We start from the raw sequence: 22556 nt of genomic DNA, 5'->3' as shown, positions 1-22556 counted from the left end.
ATTCAATCTTACCTTTAACCTGTATGAAAAATTGGGTCCTTCTTCTGACTGTTGCGGTTATCGCAATACTACCGTTATCTATACAGGCACAGGCAAACAGCTACTTCCCTGAGATATGGAAAGAAAAGCCGGCGCTGCATCCCGTTACAACTACCGATCACCCCTATACGGTGCTGGATTACCGGATCGTGCGGGATTTTAATATCAGCCGCCAGGATAAAGCCAATAGCTTTAACTGGGCACATTATAAAACCATCTACAAAAACATAAAAATAAATACGCAGGCCGGCGCTGATAGTCTTACCCAGCTGGTGATGACCATGGAGATGAATGAAGACCTGCGCGGACTTCGATTAAGGATGTTACATCCCAACGGTGAAGTCACGGATCTCAATAACCAGGTAAGAATGGTAGTGCTGAACGGCGGACGAAAAGCCATTGTCGCGAACAACCTGGTATTACAGGCAGGTGCAGAACTCGAATATGAACTGAGCACCAAAGTATTATATGATTTCGCCGGCAGCGATTATCTTCAATCCTCCATTGCCTGCGATCACGTAAGCTTTACGCTGATCGCGCCTAAGGAACTGAGTTTCAGGATTAAAACCAGTCCGGCGATGCCCGTGCTGAGCGACAGTATTGCAGGCGACTATCATTATTACCAGCTCCATCTCGACCATGTACCCGCGCTCGAAAACGATGAACTGTATTATTATCTTCCCCAGTTAAAACGGGTTGATTTTGCGCTGTACCAGGCCAGTATCGGTAAGGATATCACCCGCATCACCTGGCAGCAGCCGGCAGAAGAAAACTATATCCCCTTTGTGGCCATATCGAAGCCGGAATATAAACAGCTGGAAAAGGAATTACAGAAGTGGCCATTTGTAAAACTGCGGATGCCCGTGCCACAAATGATATACCAGGTGGAGCAGTATATAAAAACAAATTTTGAGTTAACCGCGCCATCTGAAACCAGGGAAACAATGGATATTATTTCCATACTGCGAAGCAGGCGTGCAGAAAACGCCGGTATGGTCCGGCTGATGAATGCAGTGTATTATATGCTGAACATCCCTACCCAGGTGCTGTTTACCTCTTCCCGCGATACTTTGCAGCTGGACAGCCAGCTGGTAAATAAGCAGCTGGCCAAAAATGTTTTATTGTATTTTCCTTCGGTTCAACAGGCATTGTCTCCTACGGATATGAATACACGTTTTCCCTGTTATCCGGCACTCTGGGCCGGCATACCTGCCTTGCGCTGCCGGGATACGCTGGTAGGCCAGGAAAGTAAGGTGCTGGTCGATTTTATCAACACTCCCATGACGCCTTATGCTTTAAGTAACATTACCACGGAGGCCTCCCTGAAATCTGTAACAGAGCCGGTATGGGAAGTAAAACAATCCTTTGGTGGTTATCCTGCCGCCAATATAAAAGCTGCTTTTGCCGTAACAGGCACCACCACAGAAGGCAGGTACAAAATTTACAATGCCATCTTACCTTTTGAACCAGGTGTGAGGAAACCCACCGCAGTGACCACAGAAAATGAAGTTTTTAATACCCGCACGCTGGATAAACCTATGCTGATGAACAGTACGCTGAGTACTCCATCTCTCATAGAAAATAAAAATACACAGATCAGCATACGCCTTGGTCAACTGCTGGCGGGCACAACACCAGCCAATATTCCGCTGCCGGCAGATTCCCTTCCGATACAGATCTCATTTCCCTATTACCAGGAAAAAAGGGTGAATATCCCGCTGCCGGCGGGTTATAAAGTAGCTAATAAAGGTAATTTTTCGGCAGATATCAGTGATAAAGGAGCGCAACCCTCATTGGGTTTTAAAATGCGGTGTGAGCAGGACGGTAACGTGCTGCATATTTTTGTACTGGAATGGTACAGGCGAACAGATTTCTCCGGGGAAAATAAAAAGATATTCGGGCAAATGCTGAACAGGATCCACCTCCTGCAACAGCAGAACCTGGTGCTGGAAAAGGAACAGTAATGGCTACACGCCGTCCACATCCGGAATGATCATGACAGAACGGAATTTTTTCTCCATTTTCAACTGTATAATAAACTCCTGTAACACCTGTTTGATATGCGCAATCATTCTCATCTCCCGGGGCAGCTTGATAAGCATTTCCTGCAGGTAATTGTTACGTACCCTTGCCACCAATGGTGCAGCAGGGCCTACCAGTTGTGTGCCTATATGCGGTTGCAACCAGCTGGCCAGGATCTGCGCGGCCTGCTCTGCTACCTGTTGGTTTTTATGCCGGATCGTCAGCTTTAGCAAACGGAAAAACGGTGGATAACCAAATACCTGCCGCTCCGCAATTTCTGCTTCAAACATGGCCTTATAATCATGCGCCATTACATGATGCAGTATCGGGTGACGGGTATTGCTGGCCTGTATTAATACCTTACCCATGCCATGTTTACGCCCTGCGCGGCCACTTACCTGTTCCATCAGCTGAAAGGCCCTTTCGTTGACACGGAAATCCGGGAAGCCCAGTAAATTGTCGGCACTCAGGATACCTACCAGGTTTACATTTTCAAAGTCTAGTCCTTTCACCACCATCTGGGTACCTACCAGTATATCAATACCGCGTTCTTCCAGGAGCTGGATCAGCTTATTGTGACTGTCCTTATTCCGGATGGAATCCATGTCCATACGCGCGATGCGCGCTTCCGGGAATACCTGCTGCAGGTCGTCTTCAATTTTTTCTGTACCAAAGCTTTTAGGCTCCAGTGTTTGCGAGCCGCAGGCTACACAGGTATGTATGTAGGGATACCGGGTACCGCAATAATGACAGGTGAGTTTATCCTGGTTGCGATGATAGGTCAGCGATACATCACATTGTTTGCAATGCGGTATAGTACCGCAGGTAGTACATAAGAGGAAAGGTGCATAGCCGCGGCGGTTCTGGAACAGGATTACCTGTTTACCTTCTGCCAGGCTTTGTCCGATGGCATTCTTCAACGCTTCCGTAAAGTTACCATCCATCGTTTTTTCAGCCATTTCCTTTTTGATATCCACTATTTCAATGGCAGGCATTTCAATACCGCCAAAGCGCTCCTTTAATTCAACCAGTCCGTACTTGCCCTGTTGCGCATTGTAATACGACTCCAGCGACGGAGTAGCAGAACCCAGCAGCACTTTGGCTTTAAACAAACCTGCATAATAGATAGCGGCATCCCTTGCATGGTAACGTGGTGCGGGATCCTGTTGTTTATAGGAAGAATCATGCTCTTCATCCAGGATAATGAGCCCAAGGTTTTTAAATGGCAACAGGAGGCTGGAACGTGCGCCCAGTATGATCTGTATTTCACCGTTCTTTACCTTGTTCCATATTTCCACCCGTTCATTGTTATTAAAACGGGAGTGATAGATACCAATGCTGGTACCGAAATGTTTCTGTAACCGGCGTATGATCTGTGCAGTGAGGCCTATTTCGGGCAGCAGGTATAACACCTGTTTTCCGGAAGCCAGGCACTCTTCCATCATCTTTACATACACCTGTGTTTTACCGCTGGAAGTAACGCCATGCAGCAAGGTTACCTGTTTATCATTAAAATGAGAACGTACTTCTGCGAGCGCATTTTCCTGGGCAGGACTCAGGTTAAAATCGATCTGGGCATCCACCTTACCGGTAGGAATCCTATCTACTGTACGTTTCTCTACCCAAAGAATATTTTTGTCGACCAGTCCTTTCAATTGCGCAGTGGTGGCGCCGGATTTCTTCAGCAGCTCGCTCTGCAATACGCTGCCCTGTGTTTTCAACAGGTGCAGGTAAGCCAACAGCAATTCCATTTGCTTGGGCGCCCGCCCCATTTCATTGAACAGTGCTGCCAGCTGTGCTTCTTCCTGGTACTCAGCATGCAGTTGCACATAATTTTCTTTCTTCTCCTTATATGCTTCTTTTAACTCTTCATATACCAGCAGTACTTTTTTCTCTATCAGTTTTTTGATCACAGAGTATACTTCTGATTTATCGAGGATCATCTGTACTTCATCAATGCGGAGTTCCTTGCGGATATGTAATGCTTCTGCAATGAGGTATTCATCATCATCAAGGGCGGTGAAATCATCACCATAAGCATCATTGAACAACAGGAGTGTTTCGCTGGAAAGCTTAAGATGTGCAGGTAACGCAGCATTCAGCACTTCTCCTTCGGTACACATATAGTAAGCGGCTATCCAGCCCCAGAACGCTAACTGTGTGGGATATACGACCGGATCAGCATCCAGCATATCCAGCAGGGGCTTGGTTTTGTAGGGAGGCGCCTGTTCATGTATGGTTTTTACAATCCCGGCATACTTCTTCTGCTTACCCAGTTGTACTGCTACACGGCTTCCTACCTTCAGCGAGGCTTCCATATTTTCAGGAACAGCGTATGTATAGTTTCTGGGTAACGCCAACGGCAATATTACATCTGCGTATTTCATCCGATTGGCTGCAGGGTTGGGTATTTACGATACTTGCGCAGTTCGGTGTCCATTACATCAAACACCTTTTGTTTGAGGGTGTTGATATCGTCCATTGTCATTCCTTTTACAGGAATGGGAGGCAGAAATACCACGCGGCATTTTCCCGGGCTGATCTGCATCGCTTTATGGGGTAAGCGCTGACCGGCGTCGAGGTAGAGCACCGGTTTAATGGGTATCTGTAATTCAATGGCCATCCGGAAAGCCCCGTTGTGGAAGGGACGCAGCGGCTGTTCACTTTCGTTGGTTGTTCCTTCCGGAAATACGAGGATGGAGATACCTGCTTTCAGGGCGGTCATCATTTCGCGTACACTTCTGGCCCGGGCGGCAGCATTGGAGCGGTCTACCGGTACAACAGAATTTCTATAGATAAATCCGAAGAAAGGAATCTTTGACATTTCCACTTTACCCAGCGGGCGAAAGGGAAGGCGCATTACTTTTACGGCGATGGCTGCATCGAGGTAAGAGCGGTGATTAACCACATAAATACAGGGATCATTATCACGCTCGCATTCATATTTGCGGGTTACCCACATTCCCACCAGCGGAAACCAGGTGTGCGCCCAGAAGCGAAGGAAATAAAAGATAATGTTGCCACCCTTTTCCTTTCCAAGCAACGAAGCCAGGAAAATGGGGGGCAATATTAAAAACATTATTCCCAGGAAGGTGGCAGCGGCGTATATCACATAAATAACACGCAACGGTTTCAAAAGAAAATTCATAAACGCCAGTTAATTCGGGTGGAAAACTACGATAAAATCACGAAAAGCAGAAGGCTGAAAGCACAAAGCAAAAAGCCATTGATCGCTCAGATCACCCGCTTCAATGGCTTTTTGCTTTGTGCTTTCAGCCTTCTGCTAGTCGCAATTGCAGCTCCAGTCTTTGTCAAGGTCAATGCAGGTTATGACCCTGGCATTCTGGCTATCGCAGGGCGCAAATACGATCCGCAGATGTTGTCCTTCGCTGGAATATCCTTCCAGGGCATAGGTTGGGCAGGGCTGGTCGGCAGGATTGGATTTTTCGGCATTGATCGCCCCTTTTTCGAGGATCTCTTCTACTTCCGTTTTTGTCACCTGACGGCACCCCATCCGACAAATGGCATGCTTGGTATATTCCAGGCGGGCATGGCGGTTAATGACTTCAGTACCCACCGTTGCAGGCTGGCTGGTTCCATGGGCTACCACGGGGCGGCTGCCCGGAGCGGGAGGCGCAGGGCTGTTCTTCCACCATTTTTGCTGCCAGCCGGCGAGCAGTAATAAGGATAAAAGTATAACCGGGAGATATTTTTGGATCGACTTCATAAAACAATAGAACGCCGCGCAAATTAGTTAAAATTCCTTACCTAACTATGACATAAAAAGTTCCTACCTTTGCTTCCCTTTATGGAACAGGTAAAAACAGTAGCATTTCATACACTCGGCTGTAAGCTGAATTTTTCAGAAACCTCCACGTTGAGCAGGTTACTGGAACAGGATGGATTTGTAAAAACGGATTTTGAGAATACAGCAGATGTATATGTTATCAACACCTGTTCTGTAACAGACAATGCCGACAAGGAATGCCGTATGCTGGTACGCCGCATACAACGCAGGGCCCCCGGCAGCATGGTAGTAATTACCGGTTGCTATGCCCAGTTGAAACCCCAGGAAATCGCCTCCATAGAAGGTGTGGACCTGGTACTGGGCGCCGCAGAAAAATTCCATATTACCGAACACCTCAAAACCCTCACCAAGGGCGACAGCGCCAAAATCTGCTCCTGCGATATTGAGGATGTGAATAGCTTTCATGCTTCTTATTCATTAAACGACCGTACCCGTACTTTCCTGAAAGTGCAGGACGGCTGTGATTATACCTGTGCTTTTTGTACCATTCCCATGGCCAGGGGCAAAAGCCGCAGCGACAGTGTTGCCAACGTGGTATCACATGCACACACGCTGGCAGCTACCGGTGTAAAGGAAATTGTGCTCACCGGTGTAAACCTGGGTGATTTCGGAAAAGGTTTTGAAGGCGGCAAGAAAAGAGAGGAATCATTTTTTGAACTGGCACAGGAATTAGATAAGGTAGAAGGCATTTCCCGCTACCGCATTTCCTCTATAGAACCTAACCTGCTGACCAATGAGATCATCGAATTTGTGGCCAACAGCCGCAGCTTCATGCCTCATTTCCATATTCCGTTACAGAGTGGCAGCAACGATATACTCGGTCTCATGCGCCGCCGTTACCGCCGGGAATTATACGCAGAAAAAGTGGCGCTCATCAAACAATTCATGCCACACTGCGCTATCGGTGTAGATGTGATTGTAGGCTTTCCTTCTGAAAGTGATGCCCACTTCCAGGAAACATATGATTTCCTTCATGCACTCGACGTTTCTTACCTGCACGTATTTACCTATTCAGAACGTGCCAACACGCATGCACTGGAAATAAAACCGGTAGTACCTGTACACATCCGTAACGAACGCAACAAAATGCTGCGTAACCTGAGTCATAAAAAGCAACAGTTCTTTAATGAACAGCACCTGGGCGAAACCAGGAAGGTGTTGTTTGAATCACTTGGCAAAGATGGGATGATGGAAGGCTATACCGACAACTACATTAAAGTAACTACTCCTTTCCGCCAGGAATGGCATAATCAGCTGATTGACTGGGAGCTGAGGTAAGCGGAAAGCTAAAGGCATAAAGCTAAAAGTTATTGAGGCGAATGATCAGAGCGACTATTGTTTTCGCTTTAATCATTCGCCTCAATAACTTTTAGCTTTATGCCTTTAGCTTATGCTTACTTCGGGAAGCCCGGATCTGCCTTTACTTCATCCAGTTGTTGTGTATGCCGGTTAGTGTGTGCGGCGTCCAGTAACAGCAACTGGTATGCATCGATAGGGCCTAATACCGGGTGATCCATTACATGGTTGCGCAAATCATCGTTGGTGTTGGTAACATACTCGATGAGCTTATTGCGTTGTTCCGTAAAATTTTTAATGGCTTCGGCATTGGAGGAATAACTGTGTTTAGGTATCCCGAAATCAGGTGCTTTTACTTTGTGGCTGCGGTCTTCCACGTTTTTGATGATCTGTTCATCCGTGGCTTTTATTTCTTTTCTTTTTTCAGGATTGGCAGGCGCCTGCATCAGGTGCTGCTCTCCTTCCCAGATAGCTTTTTCTATCAGTGTAATATGCTCCAGGCATTCGATCACTGACCAGCGATCCGGAGCAGGCTTGTATTCCAGCTGTGCATCCGTGAGGCCCTGTATATCTTTCAGGAGATTGTCTCTCGTTTGCTGCAGCTGTGTGATCAGCAATGTTTTATCTTCCTTTACACTTTTTATCCCGGTGGGATAAGGAGCTATAAAACTGGAAAACGTTGCTACTGTGAGCAACAACCATAACTTTTTCATTTTGGGTAAAATTTTAGTGCCAGAGAAAATAGCGTTATGCATTTTTATTAAGGAGTCCGTTAAGTTACGAAAAACCGATGATCTCCAGAAATTCTTCACGGGTAATAAAACCGGCGCCCAGAGAAGCCAGGTGATTGGTATGCACCTGGCAGTCGATCATCTTCAGTTCCTGCGCATAGGTTTGCACAAAGGTGATAAAAGCCGCCTTGGAGGCGTTGCTCACAGCCGCAAACATAGACTCCCCAAAAAAGAAGGGGCCTGTTTTAACGCCATAAAGCCCCCCAACGAGCAGTCCGTTTTGCCAACATTCTACTGACATAGCATATCCCGCCTCATGCAAACGGATATAGGCTTCCTGCATTTCCGGGGTAATCCAGGTGCCTGTTTGTCCTTCTCTTGGAGCAGTACTGCAGCGGGCAATTACGCCGGCAAAATCTTCATTGAAGGTGATATGGAATTGTTGTTTGCGTAATACCTGCCTCATACTGGCAGATACTTTCAGTTCGTCGGGGAATAATACAAAGCGGGGATCGGGGCTCCACCAGAGGATAGGCGGTTCATCGTACCAGGGGAATATACCGGAGCGGTATGCTAGGAGCAAGCGTTCAACAGATAAGTCGCCACCCACAGCCAGTAGTCCGTCCGGCTCAGAAAGCTGTACGGGAGGAAACTTTAGCTGTTTATTGAGACGAAAAACGGACATATCAGCAATCAGCTACCTGCCATTTCTTCAATCGTAACACTTAGTCCCCTTTCCTGCAGCGCTTCACACAAAGGACGCAATTTGATGTATTCTCCCTGTTTTACAGCATATTTTCCATTAAAATGGATAATAAGGGCGCATTGTTCTGCCTGCTCATGGGTATGGCCACATACTTCCATCAGGGAAGAGATCACCCAGTCAAACGTGTTAACTTCATCATTCCAGACCACCAGGCTAAACGGAAACTGTTCATCTTCCGCCACCAGCACATCTATCTCCTCTTCCGGCAGTCCTTTTGTACTTGTATGATCGCTCATCTTTATCAAAAGCTTTACACAAAATTACATGGATTATTCGTTAATTTATCCATATTTAGGGCGGAGTTACTGATTTTTGGAAATACTTCCCGGAACAAAAAAATGGTTATAATGAAAGGATTGGTTTTACTGATGGATACGAATTTGCCGTTAAAAGATCCCGTACCGATCTTTTCGCTGGTGCTGTTTATAATACTGCTGGCCCCGATTCTCCTGCGTAAGCTGAGGATCCCCAGTATTATAGGCCTCATTATAGCCGGCATGCTGATCGGCGATCATGGTTTCAAAATTATCGAAAAGGGAAGTATCGACCTGTTTGCCAAGGCGGGATTATTATACATTATGTTCCTGGCCGGCCTTGAACTTGATATGACAGAATTCCGTAAAAACCGTTACCGGAGTATGGTTTTCGGTGCTTTTACTTTTTTCATCCCGCTGATCATGGGATTTGTGGTATGTACCTATGTACTGCATTTCAACTTTATGGCTACACTGCTGGTTTCCAGCATGTTTGCCACCCATACGCTGGTAGCTTATCCCCTGGCCAGCAGGCTGGGTATCACCAAAAATGAGGCGGTTACCGTAGCGGTGGGAGGAACAATTATCACCGATACAGCCGTGTTGCTGATACTGGCCGTCATTACAGGCGCGCAGGCCGGTAATCTGAACACCTATTTCTGGGTGCGGCTGGGTATTTCGCTGACCATTTTTGCCGCTATTATCCTATGGCTGATGCCTATGCTGGGAAGATGGTTTTTCAAGAAAATAAAGGATGATAAAACATCGCATTTCATATTTGTACTGGCACTGGTATTTGCCTCCGCTTTCCTGGCTGAACTGGCCGGCGTGGAAGGCATTATCGGGGCCTTTCTGGCGGGTTTGGCGCTAAACCAGCTGATTCCACACACCTCCCCGCTGATGAACCGGATCGAATTTGTTGGCAACGCCCTGTTCATTCCTTTTTTCCTGATCAGCGTGGGTATGCTGGTAGATCTAAGGGTACTCCTCAAAGGGCCGGATGCCCTCATTATTGCCGGCGCCCTTACCATTATGGCGCTGAGCAGCAAATGGCTGGCAGCATTCTTTACCCAGCTCACTTTCAAATACAGTGCTACACAACGCAACGTGATATTTGGACTAAGCAGCGCCCACGCGGCCGCTACTATCGCCGTTATCCTGATCGGTTATAACATGGGTATTGTAGATGAACACGTGTTGAACGGCACCGTTATACTCATTCTTATCACCTGCCTGGCCGGGTCTTTTGTAACAGAAAACGCCGGCCGCCGGCTGGCTATACAGGAGGCGGAAAGCAAGCCCGATGCGCCGGAACAGCCAGAGCGTATATTGGTGCCCGTATCCAATCCCGACCGCATTGAAGCCCTGCTGGATTTTGCTGTGATGATCAAGGATACCAGTGCCTCCACACCCATTTACCCGTTGGCGGTAGTACAGGATAATGAAGAAGCCAAAGAGAAGATACAGCTCACCAATAAGATGCTGGAAAAGGCGGTCATTCATGCAGCCGCCACCGAAAGCCCCGTGCAGGTGGTCACCCGCATAGACCTTAATGTGTCTGATGGCATTACACGTGCCACCAAAGAACTGCTGATCAGCGATGTAGTACTGGGCTGGACCGACAGAACCAGCACCACCGACCGCTGGCTGGGCAACATCTTTGGTACCACCCTCGATAACGTACTGCAGCGGGTATGGGAAACCGTATATGTGTGCAACTTCCATTCTCCCTTAAATACCACCAAAAAAATGGTACTGGTAATGCCTCCCAACGCCGAATACGAGCTGGGATTCCTGCATTACCTGCAAAAAATGTTTATGCTGGCCAAACAAGCCGGCGCCAGGCTCCTGGTTTTCTGCAGTGCCAAAACGCAGGTGATCACCGAGGCCTACTCCGAAAAATCAAAAATGAGCGTGGACCTGAGCTTCCGGCAATTTGATACCATAGAAGATTTCCTGATCCTTTCCAGGGAAATTACCCGCGACGACCTGGTAGTAGTGGTGACTGCCCGTAAAAGCACACTCTCCTACCATGCCTATATGGATGGCATCCCTGCCAAACTGGAACGGCATTTTAAAGATAACAACGTTATTCTCCTATATCCCGAGCAACGGGAGTTTGAATCATTAGAGGCCGGTCTGCAACCGGAAGATCTGACGCTGGCGCCTATACAGGAACAAATCGCCAACCTGAATAAACTGGGTAAAGCCGTGAGAAAGCTGTTTAAAAAATAGCGGAAAGCTAAAGGCATAAAGCAAAAAGCTATTGTTATGTGATGTCCATTCGCTACAATAGCTTTTTGCTTTATGCCTTTAGCTTTCCGCTCAAAAAAATGGTCCTGCAGAAATGCAGGACCATTTTTTTGTGTGTAGTGTGGGAGCTACTGGATTCGAACCAGTGACCCTCTGCTTGTAAGGCAGATGCTCTGAACCAGCTGAGCTAAGCTCCCGAAGATCTTTATGGTGTAAGCGGTGTATAGTGTGGGAGCTACTGGATTCGAACCAGTGACCCTCTGCTTGTAAGGCAGATGCTCTGAACCAGCTGAGCTAAGCTCCCGCTAAAGATCTTTGGATAAGTATGTCAAAAAAATTCGGATGTGGGAGCTACTGGATTCGAACCAGTGACCCTCTGCTTGTAAGGCAGATGCTCTGAACCAGCTGAGCTAAGCTCCCTTTTTGTTTCTTACCGATCGTCCCTTTTGTTCGATGGGATTGCAAAGGTATAAACTATTCTTATTCTACCAAATATTTTTTGAAAAAAGAGAAAAAAAGGAAGACAAAGAAACAGTTGACACACCTCTCAAATCCTTTACAACAATACATTACACAGGAAATAAATTTTCAATTTCATATGATAAATAACCACACACTTTTTTACACTTACATATATTTTACATCAATAATGTACCATAAGAATGTTTATTTTTTTAAACAGTTATCATGGACTGATATGAAACAGGACTGACCCGATAATGGTCAGTCCTGTTTTATTTATGCCGGGTGCATTTATTTAATTGCGAATCTGCGGGCGGAATATGATGAAAAGCCTGCCCGCATTCCGTTGACTATTTCTTTTTCTTCTTCTCTGCCTTCTTCACAAAGCCTCCTTCAAAAAAACATTTGATGCCCCTGTAAGCGCCGCAACCGCCAATTTCACGGATATTTACCCGCCCGGCAGAAAACTGGAAGGAAATACCGCAGGAAGATTCTTTGTCCTTGTACTCACCCCGGTTACCCGCCAGGTAATGTCCTTTACCACTCAGTTCTCCTTTACAGCTGCCATTATCTTTGCTGAAGGTGATAAAAAACTGGAATGATTTAGCATCCTCCCCATCACGGATTGACACAATACTCATATCACCTGAGGTGTAGTCGCCGGAAAATTTATGCTTACGCGGCAAAGTATCGATCGGGTTAAAGATCTGTCCGGCATTCGTTGGGCCGTTAGAGTTAGTCATGATCAGGGTTACGGTACCATCGGCATTCACCATATAAAAATCTTCTCTCAGCGCGCTCCGGCTGCCGGAAAGTCTTTTCTCACTACTGATCTTAATTACATTTTTACTGTCGATCTGCAACGACATCAGGGTACCGTCCGCACTACCGGTGTTGGCTACACGTATACGGCTCATGTATTTCCCTTTTTTATCCAGGAAACAGAGATAACCTACAGACTGCGCCCTGCCGGCGGCTTTCACCGTCATGTAGTCAACCACGCTGCCGGGGATACGTTGCAGGGGGAAATATTTTACCGGTTCATTCCTGGTAAAATCCCCCTTTGTAAGGGTATCCGGTAAAAACTTTATTGCAGCAGTATCGAGCGAAAGAGAGTCCGCCAATTTCAGCTGCAACGTGTCGGGCGTAAGCTTATAAGGCAGATTCCCGGGCGTAAACAATGCCTGGAAGTCTTCAAATGTCATTGGCTCATCACCTTTACCTGATTTTTTCTTCGATTTGCAGGCTGCTAAAACACCAATTGCCAGTAATAATAAAAGGAAACGCTTCATTAGAAAAGTTAGTTCTGGGCGAAAAGTTAGATATAATTTTTATATGTGCGCGCTAAAAATCAAAAAACATACCGGATGGGGAAAAGTTCGGATTTATTATTTAGATTTGTCTAAATAATAATTTAGATAACATGAATTTATCAGTGGCGGAAGAAAACTATATAAAATCGATTTATAAACTACAGGAAGGAGATAATGCTGTTACCACCAATGCACTGGCCTACGAGCTGGATACAAAGCCCGCGTCAGTAACAGACATGGCCAAGAAACTGAAGGACAAACAAATGATCGGATATGAGAAATACCAGGGCATTACCTTATCCCCGGAAGGCCGGAAAGCGGCCCTGCAGATCGTCAGACGCCACCGGTTATGGGAGTGCTTCCTGGTAGACAAACTTTCGTTTAGCTGGGAAGAAGTGCATGAGCTGGCGGAAGAGCTGGAACATGTGCGCAGCGAAAAGCTTATTAACCGACTCAGTGAATTCCTGGGAAACCCGGTAATAGACCCACATGGCGATCCCATCCCCGATGCCAACGGCAAACTCGCCAAACCCCGTCCGCAAACATCCCTGGACCAGGCCAATGCCAGGCGGCTGGTCGTAACGGCCGTTACTGATCAGTCCACCTCCCTGCTGGCATTCCTCAACGCCAAAGGGATTAAACTGGGCACCCAGCTGGAAATTATTGCCCACTATGAATATGATAATTCCATTGAAATAAAACTAAGGCATCAGCCGGCCATTACCATCAGCGAGCAGGTGTCGAAACATATTATGGTAAGACCGCTTTAAACATTACGAATCAGGAACGTCAATATACTATGAGCATCGAACACACACATTCATCAGCATCGTTAAGTGAGGTACATCAGAGTGTCGAAACCAGCGGAAAATCCAAATGGAAAAAGATCTTTGCCTTCTTCGGTCCTGCCTACCTGGTGAGCGTAGGTTACATGGATCCGGGCAACTGGGCTACTGATCTGGCCGGTGGCAGTCAGTACGGTTATAAACTGCTTTGGGTGCTTCTCATGAGTAACCTGATGGCCCTGCTGCTCCAGAGCCTGAGCGCCCGGCTGGGTATTGTTCGTGGCCGCGACCTGGCACAGGCCAACCGTGAAACCTATCCCCCCGTCATCAATTTTATTTTATACCTGCTGGCAGAAATTGCTATCGCCGCCACCGACCTCGCGGAAGTACTCGGTATGGCCATCGGTATACAACTGCTGACAGGTTTACCCCTTATATGGGGTGTGAGCCTCACCGTACTGGACACCTTCCTCCTGCTGATACTGCAACGCTACGGTATCCGCAAAATGGAAGGATTTATCATCTCCCTGGTAGCCATTGTAGGTGTTTCATTTTTGATAGAACTGATACTGGTAAAACCACAACTGCACGAAGTGGTGAAGGGCTTTGTTCCTACCATTCCCGACAATACCGCGCTGTATATTGCCATCGGTATTATAGGCGCCACCGTGATGCCGCATAACCTGTACCTGCACTCTGCGCTGGTACAAACCAGGAAAATAAAAAGAGATGATGCCGGAATAAAGCAGGCCATTAAACTGAATTTCATCGACAGTACCATCGCGCTTAACCTGGCATTCCTGGTCAACGCCGCCATACTTATACTGGCTGCTGCTGTATTCTTTAAAAGCGGACGCACAGATGTAGCCGAAATACAGGACGCACACAAACTACTGGACCAGTTGCTGGGCAGTAAACTGGCGCCCATCCTCTTCGCCGTGGCTTTGATTGCCGCCGGACAAAGCTCTACAGTGACCGGTACCCTCGCCGGGCAAATCGTAATGGAGGGTTACCTCCGACTGCGTATCAATCCCTGGTTGCGCCGGCTGATCACCCGGCTGCTGGCTATTATCCCGGCACTGCTCACCATTATTATTGCCGGCGATGAAGAGGTAGGCGCCCTGTTGGTGTTCAGCCAGGTGCTTCTTAGCCTGCAACTGGGCTTTGCTATCATCCCCCTTATCCATTTTGTGAGCGATAAAAAAACAATGGGCATTTTTGCCATCTCCACCCCCACTAAAATTTTCAGCTGGGCTGTCACCGTTTTATTGGTGTACCTTAATATGCGGATGGTATTTTCAGAAGCCTTCAGCTATATGTCAGGTACAGGAAATATATTCATAGACGGGTTGATACTAACCGCCTGCGCCGGTTTCGTGGTGCTGCTTTTTATCACCATCATCTATCCCCTGCGCAGGCGCTACCGGGAAGATGCTGCCGCAGGTATACACGCGGCACATGTGTCATTGGGTGAAATGGAAAAACCGGTTTATCGCTGCATCGCCATGGCGCTCGATTTCTCCAACAAAGACAAGGACATTATCACCAACGCTATTGCTCACGGAAACGAACACACGCAGTATATATTGATTCATATTGTGGAAAGCGCCTCTGCGAAATATTTCGGCCGCGACTCCGACGACCTGGAAACCCGCCGGGATCAGGCCCAGCTGGACACCTATATAGCGCTGCTGAAAAGCCGCAATATACAGGCTAAAGGCGTACTTGGCTTCCGCAAACGTGCCCCGGAAATTGCGCGCATCGTGAAAGAAGAACATGCCGATTTCCTCGTATTGGGCGGTCATGGCCACAGAGGCTTTAAAGACTGGCTATACGGCGAAACCGCCAACCAGGTACGGCACCAGGTAAAAATACCGGTGCTCGTGGTGCAATAACAAAATAAAATATCTTCCATGCAGCATCTCTTTCAACCAGGCGATACCAGGCACTTCACCCGCATTGTACGCCCCGAAGATTGCGCCAGCTTCGACAGCGGCCACGTACACCCCGTTTACGCCACCTTTGCACTGGCCCGGGACGCCGAATGGTGCTGCCGTTTGTTTGTGCTGGAAATGAAAGACGAAACAGAAGAAGGCATTGGCACCAGGCTCACCATAGAACACCTGTTGCCCGCATTACAAGGCAGCGAAGTCATATTTACTGCCACCATCAGCAACCTGCATCATCACGAAATCACCTGCAACTATGAAGCGCATAGCGGCGGCAGATTGATAGCTACCGGTATACAGGTACAAAAGATTTTGAAAAAGGAAAAGCTGGAGCGAATATTTGGACTGTGATTCGCGTGATTTATGTCTTTCCCAGGATTAAACTGATTTTGATGATTTGCAGGATTTTTTTTCTGTGATTATAATTTGATTTTAAAAGATTTGGGGAGATAGAAGCGGGTATTGCTTTCTATCTCCCCAAATCTTTTAAAATCAAGAAAAAAAAATCCTGCAAATCATCAAAATCAGTTTAATCCTGGGAAAGACATAAATCACGCGAATCACAGTCCCAGTGCCGATTTCAACCTCGGATATCCTGTTTTACTCACCAGTACCCTGGCGCCGCTACGCAAAATGGCCAGGTGGTTTTCTTTTTCGTAGGGGTCTATACGTGTTACCTGGTTTATATTCAGGATATAAGAGCGATGTACCCTTGTAAACTGTTGTGGGTCGAGCATTTTCTCGAAGAACGACATTGTTTTATTCTTCAGGAAATTACCTTCCTGGGTAAATATCTTTACATAATCGTCGGCTGCTTCGAGATAGTGAATATCTTGTACGGGAATGATTTTGATTTTACCATTAATTTTGATCACTACCCGGTTGCTTTGCAGCGGCGTGGCTGCGGCTGTTTCCAGCAGCGCAGTTGTGCTGGCAACAGGAGCAGTCTGGAATTGATCCAGCCACTTCTGCACCGCTTTATCAAAACGTTCGTTGGAAAAAGGTTTTAACAGGTAATCTACTGCATGTACCTCAAAAGCCCTGATAGCATGTTCTTCAAAAGCCGTGGTAAAAATAACGGCCGGCATATTCTCTACCAGCTCCAGCATTTCGAAGCCGGTAATTTTAGGCATTTGTATATCGAGGAAAATAATATCCGGCTGATGTTGTTGTATGGCCTTTAACCCTTCAAATCCATCATTACATTCCTGCATAATGGTTATCTGCGGAAAATTCAGCAGGTATTCTTTCACCACTTCGCGGGCCAATGGTTCATCATCAATTATTACTGCTTTTATCATGGGTCTGTGGTACTTTAATAATGGTAGTGAAAATATTTTCGTGGGCAACTGTTTCCAGCAGGTCCTGCCGCGCGAACAGCAGGTACAGTCTGCGTTGTATGGAATTCAAACCAAACCCGGTGCCTTTGTTGGGTTGCTGCAATTCGTTATCGAAAGGATTCTGAATAGATATATATAACATAGTGTCCTGTATCCAGGATTTTATGCTGATGTTTATTTCGCCGGTAGTATCGTATAATCCGAACTTGATAGCGTTTTCCACAACCGGCTGCAGCAGCATTGGCGGCATCAGCAGCTTGTCGGTATCTTCATGGGGGGCAACGGTTGTGGTTAAACGATGACCGAAGCGCACCTTCTCAATATCCAGGTACAGCTGTAAATATTTTAGTTCTTCCGACAGGCTGATCCACTGATCATCTTCCCTTTTCAATGAACCTCTTAAAAAATCAGATAGCTTCAGCACCATTTCCCTCGCTTCTTTTGGCCGCAGCATGATCAATGCATTGATAGAGTTGAGGCTGTTAAACAAAAAATGCGGTTGCAATTGCTGCCGCAGTTTAAACAGTTCCGCTTCTCTTACTATTTTCTCATTTGCATCTTTGCGTTTCAAAAATTCCTGTTGTTCTTCCGCATCGTACCACATCTGGCTTCTGTAACCTATGCCGGCAATGAGCATCCAGCCTACAAGGGCATGAATGGGGATCGCATTGTTTAACCAGCCAATGTAAATGGTATCTTTCGGAAAAGCTGTTATAAGCAACCAGCGGCTTAAACATACCCACAATACTGCCAGCGCAAAACTTACCACAGACGCATAACCAAACTTCATAGTACCGGCAGCAGGACGGTAATAGGCTACATTGTGGCTGATCACCACGCCGGCAGCGGCCAACAGGATAACATGCACAGCACTGTCGGTAACAGCTTGTCCTATCGGAATATGAAACCAATAGTAGAGCAACCCTCCGTATATCAGCCACCATATTGCGAAGGACGACACGAAGGCCCACCACACATTACCTTTGATGATTTGTTTTGCCAAGGAAGCAGATTTTATACGTTGAGCTCAAAATATTGTTGTCCCTGTAACTGCGCCGATTTCATCTGTAACCAGGCAATATAGGAATTGGGATCTCCCGGTTCTTCGATGCGGGAATACAGTTCCATACCGTCTGTCAGCTGATCCAGGGTATATACTTCCGGTACGTTGATGAACTTCCATTGTACCAGTTCCTGTTGTTGATTTTTAAAAGCATATTGTTCCTGCATACCAATTTCGCGTGCCTTGTCACAGGCATCTTTCTTGGTAACAGCGCTGATCAATCTTAATTGTTCATCAAACTGCGGGGTATGATTTCCCTCACCGCAGATGATCTGATATACTACTTTCGCAACAAACCAATGCATAAAATAAAATTTAAAAGTTGGATATAGAAGTGAGATATGGTGGGTTTTCTTATCAGGCGTAGCTTTTTATTTCCAGACCGCCCATAATAACAGTACCTGTTAATATCAGCAGTTTCTCCGGCCCGGTACCCGTCATTACATCGAGGTACCTTTTATCATCCACACCTCCCATAATGGTAGTTACATCTACCTTTATTTTCCAGTTGGCCGGTACTATTATTTCACATCCGCCCATAATAGCCGTAACATCCAGTGTGGCGGTGCCTTCTATATCTGCCTTCATAAAATTCAGTACAGTACCTCCGAAAATAGAAGTCACATCGCCGCCTTTGAAATTTTTGGACATCACTACTTTATCCACGCTGCCGAAAATTGCCGTGGCATCCAGGTAATCGTCGCCTGTTGCGCCGACTATGCTGGCGCCGAAGCGTTTTTTCTGGTCTGCCCATTCCTTTGTTGAATAATTTCGTTTAAAGATGACGATGATGCCCACTCCGATCAATACTACAGGCCAGATAAAACGTGCCGTGTCAAAAGGCCAGTCCTGAATTTCCGCTGCGAGGAAAAAACCACCGATGGCCACCATTACCAGCCAGCCACCCATGCGGAAGTTATGCCTGAAACCTAAAACAACACCTACTGCAATGAGGATCATCTGCCAGGAAAACCAATAGTCAGGGACTTTCAGATCCAGACGCTGTAATAACAGGCATGTACCTACGATTACCAGGATAGCGCCTCCAACGGCCCGGCCCTTTTTTCTTGATTCCTCGATATCTTCGTTTTTCATTTGTTCTGATTTATGATACAAATGTAGAACGGCCTGGTCTTTTTCAAAACAGTGTTTAGGCTAATCAGGTACCCTTACCGGTAAAAAGCAGGAAATTACCGGTAAAAACGTCAGCGCCATTTTTAAAGCGGAAGACTTAATGCCATTGGCCAAAATTGTCGCTGAATGTGCCGGCTGCCGGTAGCCATACCTTACTGTCGCCGGAGAACAGATTACCATCAATACCATTTCTTTGTTTTAATATTTCAAAGGTATCCGGATTCAGCTTCAGTATCAGCAAAGGAACCAACACGACTGGTTGTAATTATGCTATTGTTTGTTGCTATTTAACCACCGCCGGTAGTTTACCCCTTTCCGGGCCACCAACCAGCGGTTGACAGGCTTACAGTTCCACCGTTACCAGTGCGTCGCTCCCCGCCAGGCCGGTAAGGATCTTCTTTAGTTGCTGCACCATAGGATCAGGGCCACAGATATAGAAATGCTGATCAAAATTGGTAATCTTCTCTTTCAGATAGTTTTCGTCGATGGTATGATGATCATAGCCAGGCACCTCCTGTTCGGTGAGCGTATTGATGAAACGTCCACCCAGCATGGCCTCAAATTCATCTTTTAAAATAATATCGCCCAGGGTTTTATTGGAGCAGATCAATTGGTTAGCACCCAGCTGTCCTTTGTTCTGCAGATCACGGAAGATGGCAATAAAAGGGGTGACACCGGCGCCACCGGCAATAAACACCCCCTCTCCCCTGTAATGTATGGTACCCCATACATCGTGGAGGATCAGCTCGTCGCCGGCCTGTAGCTGCCCAAGTTCATGGGTAACACTGTTGTGGTCATCATATATTTTGATGGTAAACTCCAGGTGCTCCCACGCTGTGAGACTGGTAAAGGTAAACGGACGCCTCTCCTCTTCCCATCCCGGCTTATTGACCGACACCTCTGTAGCCTGACCGGGCACAAAGGTGTATCCACGGGGCTTTTCGACAGTAAACTGACGAACATTATGCGTTACGGGAGTAACGGCAAGAATTTTTACGATATGGCTTTCCATGGTTCAGTTTTCTGGTCTATGAATATAGGGCATTTTTCGTCTTAACGCAAGGCCTGTTGCAGCAGCGGCGCCAGGGCATGTGCCCAGCGGCTGTAATCCTTTCCGGACGGATGCAAACCATCGGCTGCTACCAGCTCGGGATCATGTACCGCTTCCCTGGTAAAGTGCGTGATGTTGAGGTATGGCACCTGCATTTCTTCCGCGATACGCTTATTCACAGCGTTGTAGTCATCTATCTCCGTAGCAATCTGTTCACGATTACGGTCGGCCGCAAAAGGTGTTACGCCCCAGTCCGGTATGGATAAAACCACCACGTGGGAAGGTCTGTTGCCGGCAAAGGCAATAGCTTTTTTCAACAGCAGGGTAAACTCTGCTGTATAATCGGTGATGTATTGGCCACGGTACTGGTTGTTTACGCCAATCAGGAGTGTTACCACATCATAAGTTTCTGTAATGTTTGCGGCTTTGATTCCCTCTTCCAGTTCAGCGGTGGTCCAGCCGGTAGTGGCAATGATCAAAGGCTCGTCCACCTGGAGACCCTGCTGCCGGAGGAGTTGTGCTGTTTGTACGGGAAAGCGTTCGTTGCCGGCTACCTGTTCGCCAATAGTGTAACTATCGCCCAGGGCGAGGTACTTGATGGGAGTCATGGTGGTATCTGAGATTTTGTTGCTGCAAAAAAATTGAGCAGCAAAATAACATTAATCCTAACATAAGCAAAAAGTTATATACCGTACGATTATTTGTATAATAAGAGAAGAACTTAACCCGGCTTTAAGCGGAAAAGCGTTACCTTTGCACCCGAATTACAACAATTACGTAACGCATAACGAAACCGTTTTATGCCGGCAGAAAAAATATCGATGAACAATGGCCTGTTACAGGTCCCTGCACAACCAATCATCCCATTCATAGAAGGCGACGGAATAGGTCCGGACATCTGGAAAGCCAGTGTTCGTGTATTCGACGCAGCAGTTGAAAAAGCCTATGGTGGTGATCGGAAAATTGAATGGAAAGAAGTACTGGCGGGTGAAAAAGCCTTCCAGCAAACAGGTGAATGGCTGCCAAAAGCAACACTGGACGCATTGAAAGAATACCTGGTGTCAATTAAAGGTCCCCTGTCTACTCCCGTTGGTGGCGGTATCCGCTCCCTGAACGTTGCGATGCGCCAGGAACTGGATCTGTACGCCTGTGTAAGACCCGTACGCTGGTTCAACAGAGTACCTTCTCCCGTAAAACATCCGGAGAAAGTGGATATGGTGATCTTCCGTGAAAACACTGAAGACATCTACGCCGGCATTGAATACATGACTGGTACCCCTGAAGCTAAAAAACTGCTTGATTTCCTGCAAAATGAAATGGGCGTTAAGAAGATCAGGTTCCCGGAAACTTCTTCACTGGGTATCAAACCCGTGTCTGTAGAAGGTACTGAGCGACTGGTACGTGCAGCTATCAGCTATGCACTGGAGCACAAACGCACTTCTGTAACCCTGGTACACAAAGGCAACATCATGAAATTCACTGAAGGTGGTTTCAAAAACTGGGGCTATGCATTGGCAGAAAAAGAGTTTGGTGATTATGTATATACCTGGGAACATTGGGAAAAAACCAAGAAAGAACTGGGTGAAGAAGAAGCTAACAAAGAACTGAAAGTAGCACTGGCACAAGGAAAACTGCTGATTAAAGATGTGATTGCAGATAACTTCCTCCAACAGATATTGCTGGCACCACAGGATTATTCCGTAGTAGCTACCCTGAACCTGAACGGCGACTATATTTCCGATGCACTGGCTGCAGCTGTAGGCGGTATTGGTATTGCCCCTGGCGCCAATATCAACTACAACACCGGCTATGCGGTATTTGAAGCTACCCACGGTACTGCTCCCCGCTTTGCTAACACCAACACCATGAACCCATCTTCAGTTATCCTGAGTGGCGTAATGATGCTGGAATACATGGGCTGGAAAGAAGCTGCCGAAATCATTGTTCATGGCCTCAGCACAGCTATCATGCGCAAACGTGTTACCATCGACTTCTACAACCTGATGGATGACGCTACCCTGGTGAAAACCAGCGAATTTGCGGATGAAGTGATCAAGCAAATGCACTAAGCGAAATTTTGTCTTGTCCAGGATTAGACTGATTTCGCTGATTACAGTGATTTAATATTTAAATTTTATAATAACGTTAGGGGAGATTGAGGCAGATATTTGCTTTGATCTCCCCTAATCTTTTTTAATTCTTACAAAATCGAAAGATAAAATCAGGATATCAACGGAATCAGTCTAATCCTGGTCAAGATATAATCCGCTTAATTTTGTTTTTTTCATAG

At 46.7% G+C, this 22556-nt stretch carries 21 protein-coding genes and 3 tRNA genes; 7 read left to right on the top strand and 17 right to left on the bottom strand.

The genetic code is table 11. The features are described from left to right. Window positions 1–23 precede the first annotated feature (23 nt). Complete coding sequence (locus KE626_RS11275) at window positions 24–2003, top strand: DUF3857 domain-containing protein (RefSeq protein ID WP_211972995.1); 1980 nt, start codon at window positions 24–26, stop codon at window positions 2001–2003. Window positions 2004–2006: 3 nt separating this feature from the next. Here the strand turns inward: KE626_RS11275 and priA are convergent, their stop codons facing one another. The 3 genes from priA to KE626_RS11260 all read right to left on the bottom strand — a co-directional run bounded on the left by priA (window position 2007) and on the right by KE626_RS11260 (window position 5788). Next, on the bottom strand, window positions 2007–4448 hold the full coding sequence (priA, locus tag KE626_RS11270; RefSeq protein WP_211972994.1) for a replication restart helicase PriA: 2442 nt from the start codon (window positions 4446–4448) through the stop codon (window positions 2007–2009). Continuing rightward, window positions 4445–5209 carry a lysophospholipid acyltransferase family protein gene (locus KE626_RS11265; RefSeq protein WP_211972993.1) on the bottom strand — a complete coding sequence of 255 codons (765 nt, stop codon included), beginning with the start codon at window positions 5207–5209 and terminating at the stop codon, window positions 4445–4447. Before KE626_RS11265 ends, priA begins: the two co-directional genes overlap by 4 nt. 135 nt (window positions 5210–5344) lie before the next feature. Next, window positions 5345–5788: a DUF4258 domain-containing protein gene (locus KE626_RS11260; RefSeq protein WP_211972992.1), complete on the bottom strand. Its 444-nt coding sequence runs from the start codon at window positions 5786–5788 to the stop codon at window positions 5345–5347. A 69-nt stretch (window positions 5789–5857) separates the two neighbouring features. Between KE626_RS11260 and mtaB the strand changes: the two genes are divergently transcribed. Beyond that, window positions 5858–7147: a tRNA (N(6)-L-threonylcarbamoyladenosine(37)-C(2))-methylthiotransferase MtaB gene (gene mtaB / locus KE626_RS11255; protein WP_249207405.1), complete on the top strand. Its 1290-nt coding sequence runs from the start codon at window positions 5858–5860 to the stop codon at window positions 7145–7147. 116 nt (window positions 7148–7263) lie between these two features. On the opposite strand, the gene KE626_RS11250 is transcribed toward mtaB, so the two are convergent. The 3 genes from KE626_RS11250 to KE626_RS11240 form a co-directional block, all read right to left on the bottom strand. Continuing rightward, a complete protein-coding gene (locus tag KE626_RS11250; RefSeq protein WP_211972991.1) occupies window positions 7264–7878 on the bottom strand; it encodes a DinB family protein in 615 nt (204 codons plus the stop codon). Between the two features lie 64 nt (window positions 7879–7942). Beyond that, window positions 7943–8581 (bottom strand): leucyl/phenylalanyl-tRNA--protein transferase, encoded by a 639-nt coding sequence (gene aat, locus KE626_RS11245; RefSeq protein ID WP_211972990.1) that lies wholly within the window; start codon window positions 8579–8581, stop codon window positions 7943–7945. A gap of 8 nt (window positions 8582–8589) precedes the next feature. Next, the gene (locus KE626_RS11240; protein ID WP_211972989.1) at window positions 8590–8898 is read right to left on the bottom strand and encodes an ATP-dependent Clp protease adaptor ClpS; all 309 of its coding nucleotides are present in this window, start codon (window positions 8896–8898) and stop codon (window positions 8590–8592) included. Window positions 8899–9009: 111 nt separating this feature from the next. On the opposite strand from KE626_RS11240, the gene KE626_RS11235 reads away from it, so the two are divergent. Next, window positions 9010–11151: a cation:proton antiporter gene (locus tag KE626_RS11235; RefSeq protein ID WP_249207404.1), complete on the top strand. Its 2142-nt coding sequence runs from the start codon at window positions 9010–9012 to the stop codon at window positions 11149–11151. 140 nt (window positions 11152–11291) lie between these two features. On the opposite strand, the gene KE626_RS11230 is transcribed toward KE626_RS11235, so the two are convergent. The 4 genes from KE626_RS11230 to KE626_RS11215 form a co-directional block, all read right to left on the bottom strand. Beyond that, window positions 11292–11366 (bottom strand) — tRNA-Val (locus tag KE626_RS11230). 32 nt (window positions 11367–11398) lie between these two features. Then, window positions 11399–11473 (bottom strand) — tRNA-Val (locus KE626_RS11225). A gap of 41 nt (window positions 11474–11514) precedes the next feature. Continuing rightward, window positions 11515–11589, bottom strand: a tRNA-Val gene (locus tag KE626_RS11220). 392 nt (window positions 11590–11981) lie between these two features. Next, entirely contained in the window at window positions 11982–12923 is a 942-nt protein-coding gene (locus KE626_RS11215) for a hypothetical protein (protein ID WP_211972987.1), read from the bottom strand. Window positions 12924–13054: 131 nt separating this feature from the next. Here KE626_RS11215 and KE626_RS11210 point away from each other — a divergent pair, with 131 nt between their 5' ends. The 3 genes from KE626_RS11210 to KE626_RS11200 are packed head-to-tail and all read left to right on the top strand — an operon-like array spanning window position 13055 to window position 16029. Then, window positions 13055–13714: a metal-dependent transcriptional regulator gene (locus tag KE626_RS11210; RefSeq protein ID WP_211972986.1), complete on the top strand. Its 660-nt coding sequence runs from the start codon at window positions 13055–13057 to the stop codon at window positions 13712–13714. Window positions 13715–13743: 29 nt separating this feature from the next. Continuing rightward, entirely contained in the window at window positions 13744–15624 is a 1881-nt protein-coding gene (locus KE626_RS11205) for an Nramp family divalent metal transporter (protein WP_211972985.1), read from the top strand. 18 nt (window positions 15625–15642) lie between these two features. Further along, on the top strand, window positions 15643–16029 hold the full coding sequence (locus tag KE626_RS11200) for a thioesterase family protein (protein WP_211972984.1): 387 nt from the start codon (window positions 15643–15645) through the stop codon (window positions 16027–16029). Between the two features lie 209 nt (window positions 16030–16238). Here the strand turns inward: KE626_RS11200 and KE626_RS11195 are convergent, their stop codons facing one another. From KE626_RS11195 to KE626_RS11165, 7 genes are all read right to left on the bottom strand, one after another. Beyond that, a complete protein-coding gene (locus tag KE626_RS11195; protein WP_211972983.1) occupies window positions 16239–16979 on the bottom strand; it encodes a LytR/AlgR family response regulator transcription factor in 741 nt (246 codons plus the stop codon). Next, a complete protein-coding gene (locus tag KE626_RS11190) occupies window positions 16957–18021 on the bottom strand; it encodes a sensor histidine kinase (protein WP_211972982.1) in 1065 nt (354 codons plus the stop codon). Before KE626_RS11190 ends, KE626_RS11195 begins: the two co-directional genes overlap by 23 nt. A gap of 11 nt (window positions 18022–18032) precedes the next feature. Then, window positions 18033–18386, bottom strand: a complete 354-nt coding sequence (locus KE626_RS11185; RefSeq protein WP_079469030.1) for a DUF4288 domain-containing protein — start codon at window positions 18384–18386, stop codon at window positions 18033–18035. Window positions 18387–18438: 52 nt separating this feature from the next. Continuing rightward, on the bottom strand, window positions 18439–19176 hold the full coding sequence (locus tag KE626_RS11180; RefSeq protein ID WP_211972981.1) for a LiaF transmembrane domain-containing protein: 738 nt from the start codon (window positions 19174–19176) through the stop codon (window positions 18439–18441). A 136-nt stretch (window positions 19177–19312) separates the two neighbouring features. Then, on the bottom strand, window positions 19313–19468 hold the full coding sequence (locus KE626_RS11175) for a hypothetical protein (protein ID WP_211972980.1): 156 nt from the start codon (window positions 19466–19468) through the stop codon (window positions 19313–19315). 90 nt (window positions 19469–19558) lie between these two features. After that, window positions 19559–20227, bottom strand: coding sequence for a ferredoxin reductase domain-containing protein (locus tag KE626_RS11170; protein WP_211972979.1), 669 nt, complete (start codon window positions 20225–20227; stop codon window positions 19559–19561). A gap of 41 nt (window positions 20228–20268) precedes the next feature. Beyond that, a complete protein-coding gene (locus KE626_RS11165) occupies window positions 20269–20874 on the bottom strand; it encodes an SGNH/GDSL hydrolase family protein (protein WP_211972978.1) in 606 nt (201 codons plus the stop codon). A gap of 192 nt (window positions 20875–21066) precedes the next feature. On the opposite strand from KE626_RS11165, the gene icd reads away from it, so the two are divergent. After that, on the top strand, window positions 21067–22335 hold the full coding sequence (gene icd / locus KE626_RS11160) for an NADP-dependent isocitrate dehydrogenase (RefSeq protein WP_211972977.1): 1269 nt from the start codon (window positions 21067–21069) through the stop codon (window positions 22333–22335). Window positions 22336–22556: the final 221 nt, after the last annotated feature.

Origin of the sequence: Chitinophaga hostae, assembly GCF_018224885.1 — a bacterium.
GTDB classification, from domain to species: Bacteria; Bacteroidota; Bacteroidia; order Chitinophagales; family Chitinophagaceae; genus Chitinophaga; species Chitinophaga hostae.
Note: the sequence above shows the minus strand (reverse complement) of the source record. Positions and strands in the feature narration are given on the sequence as shown.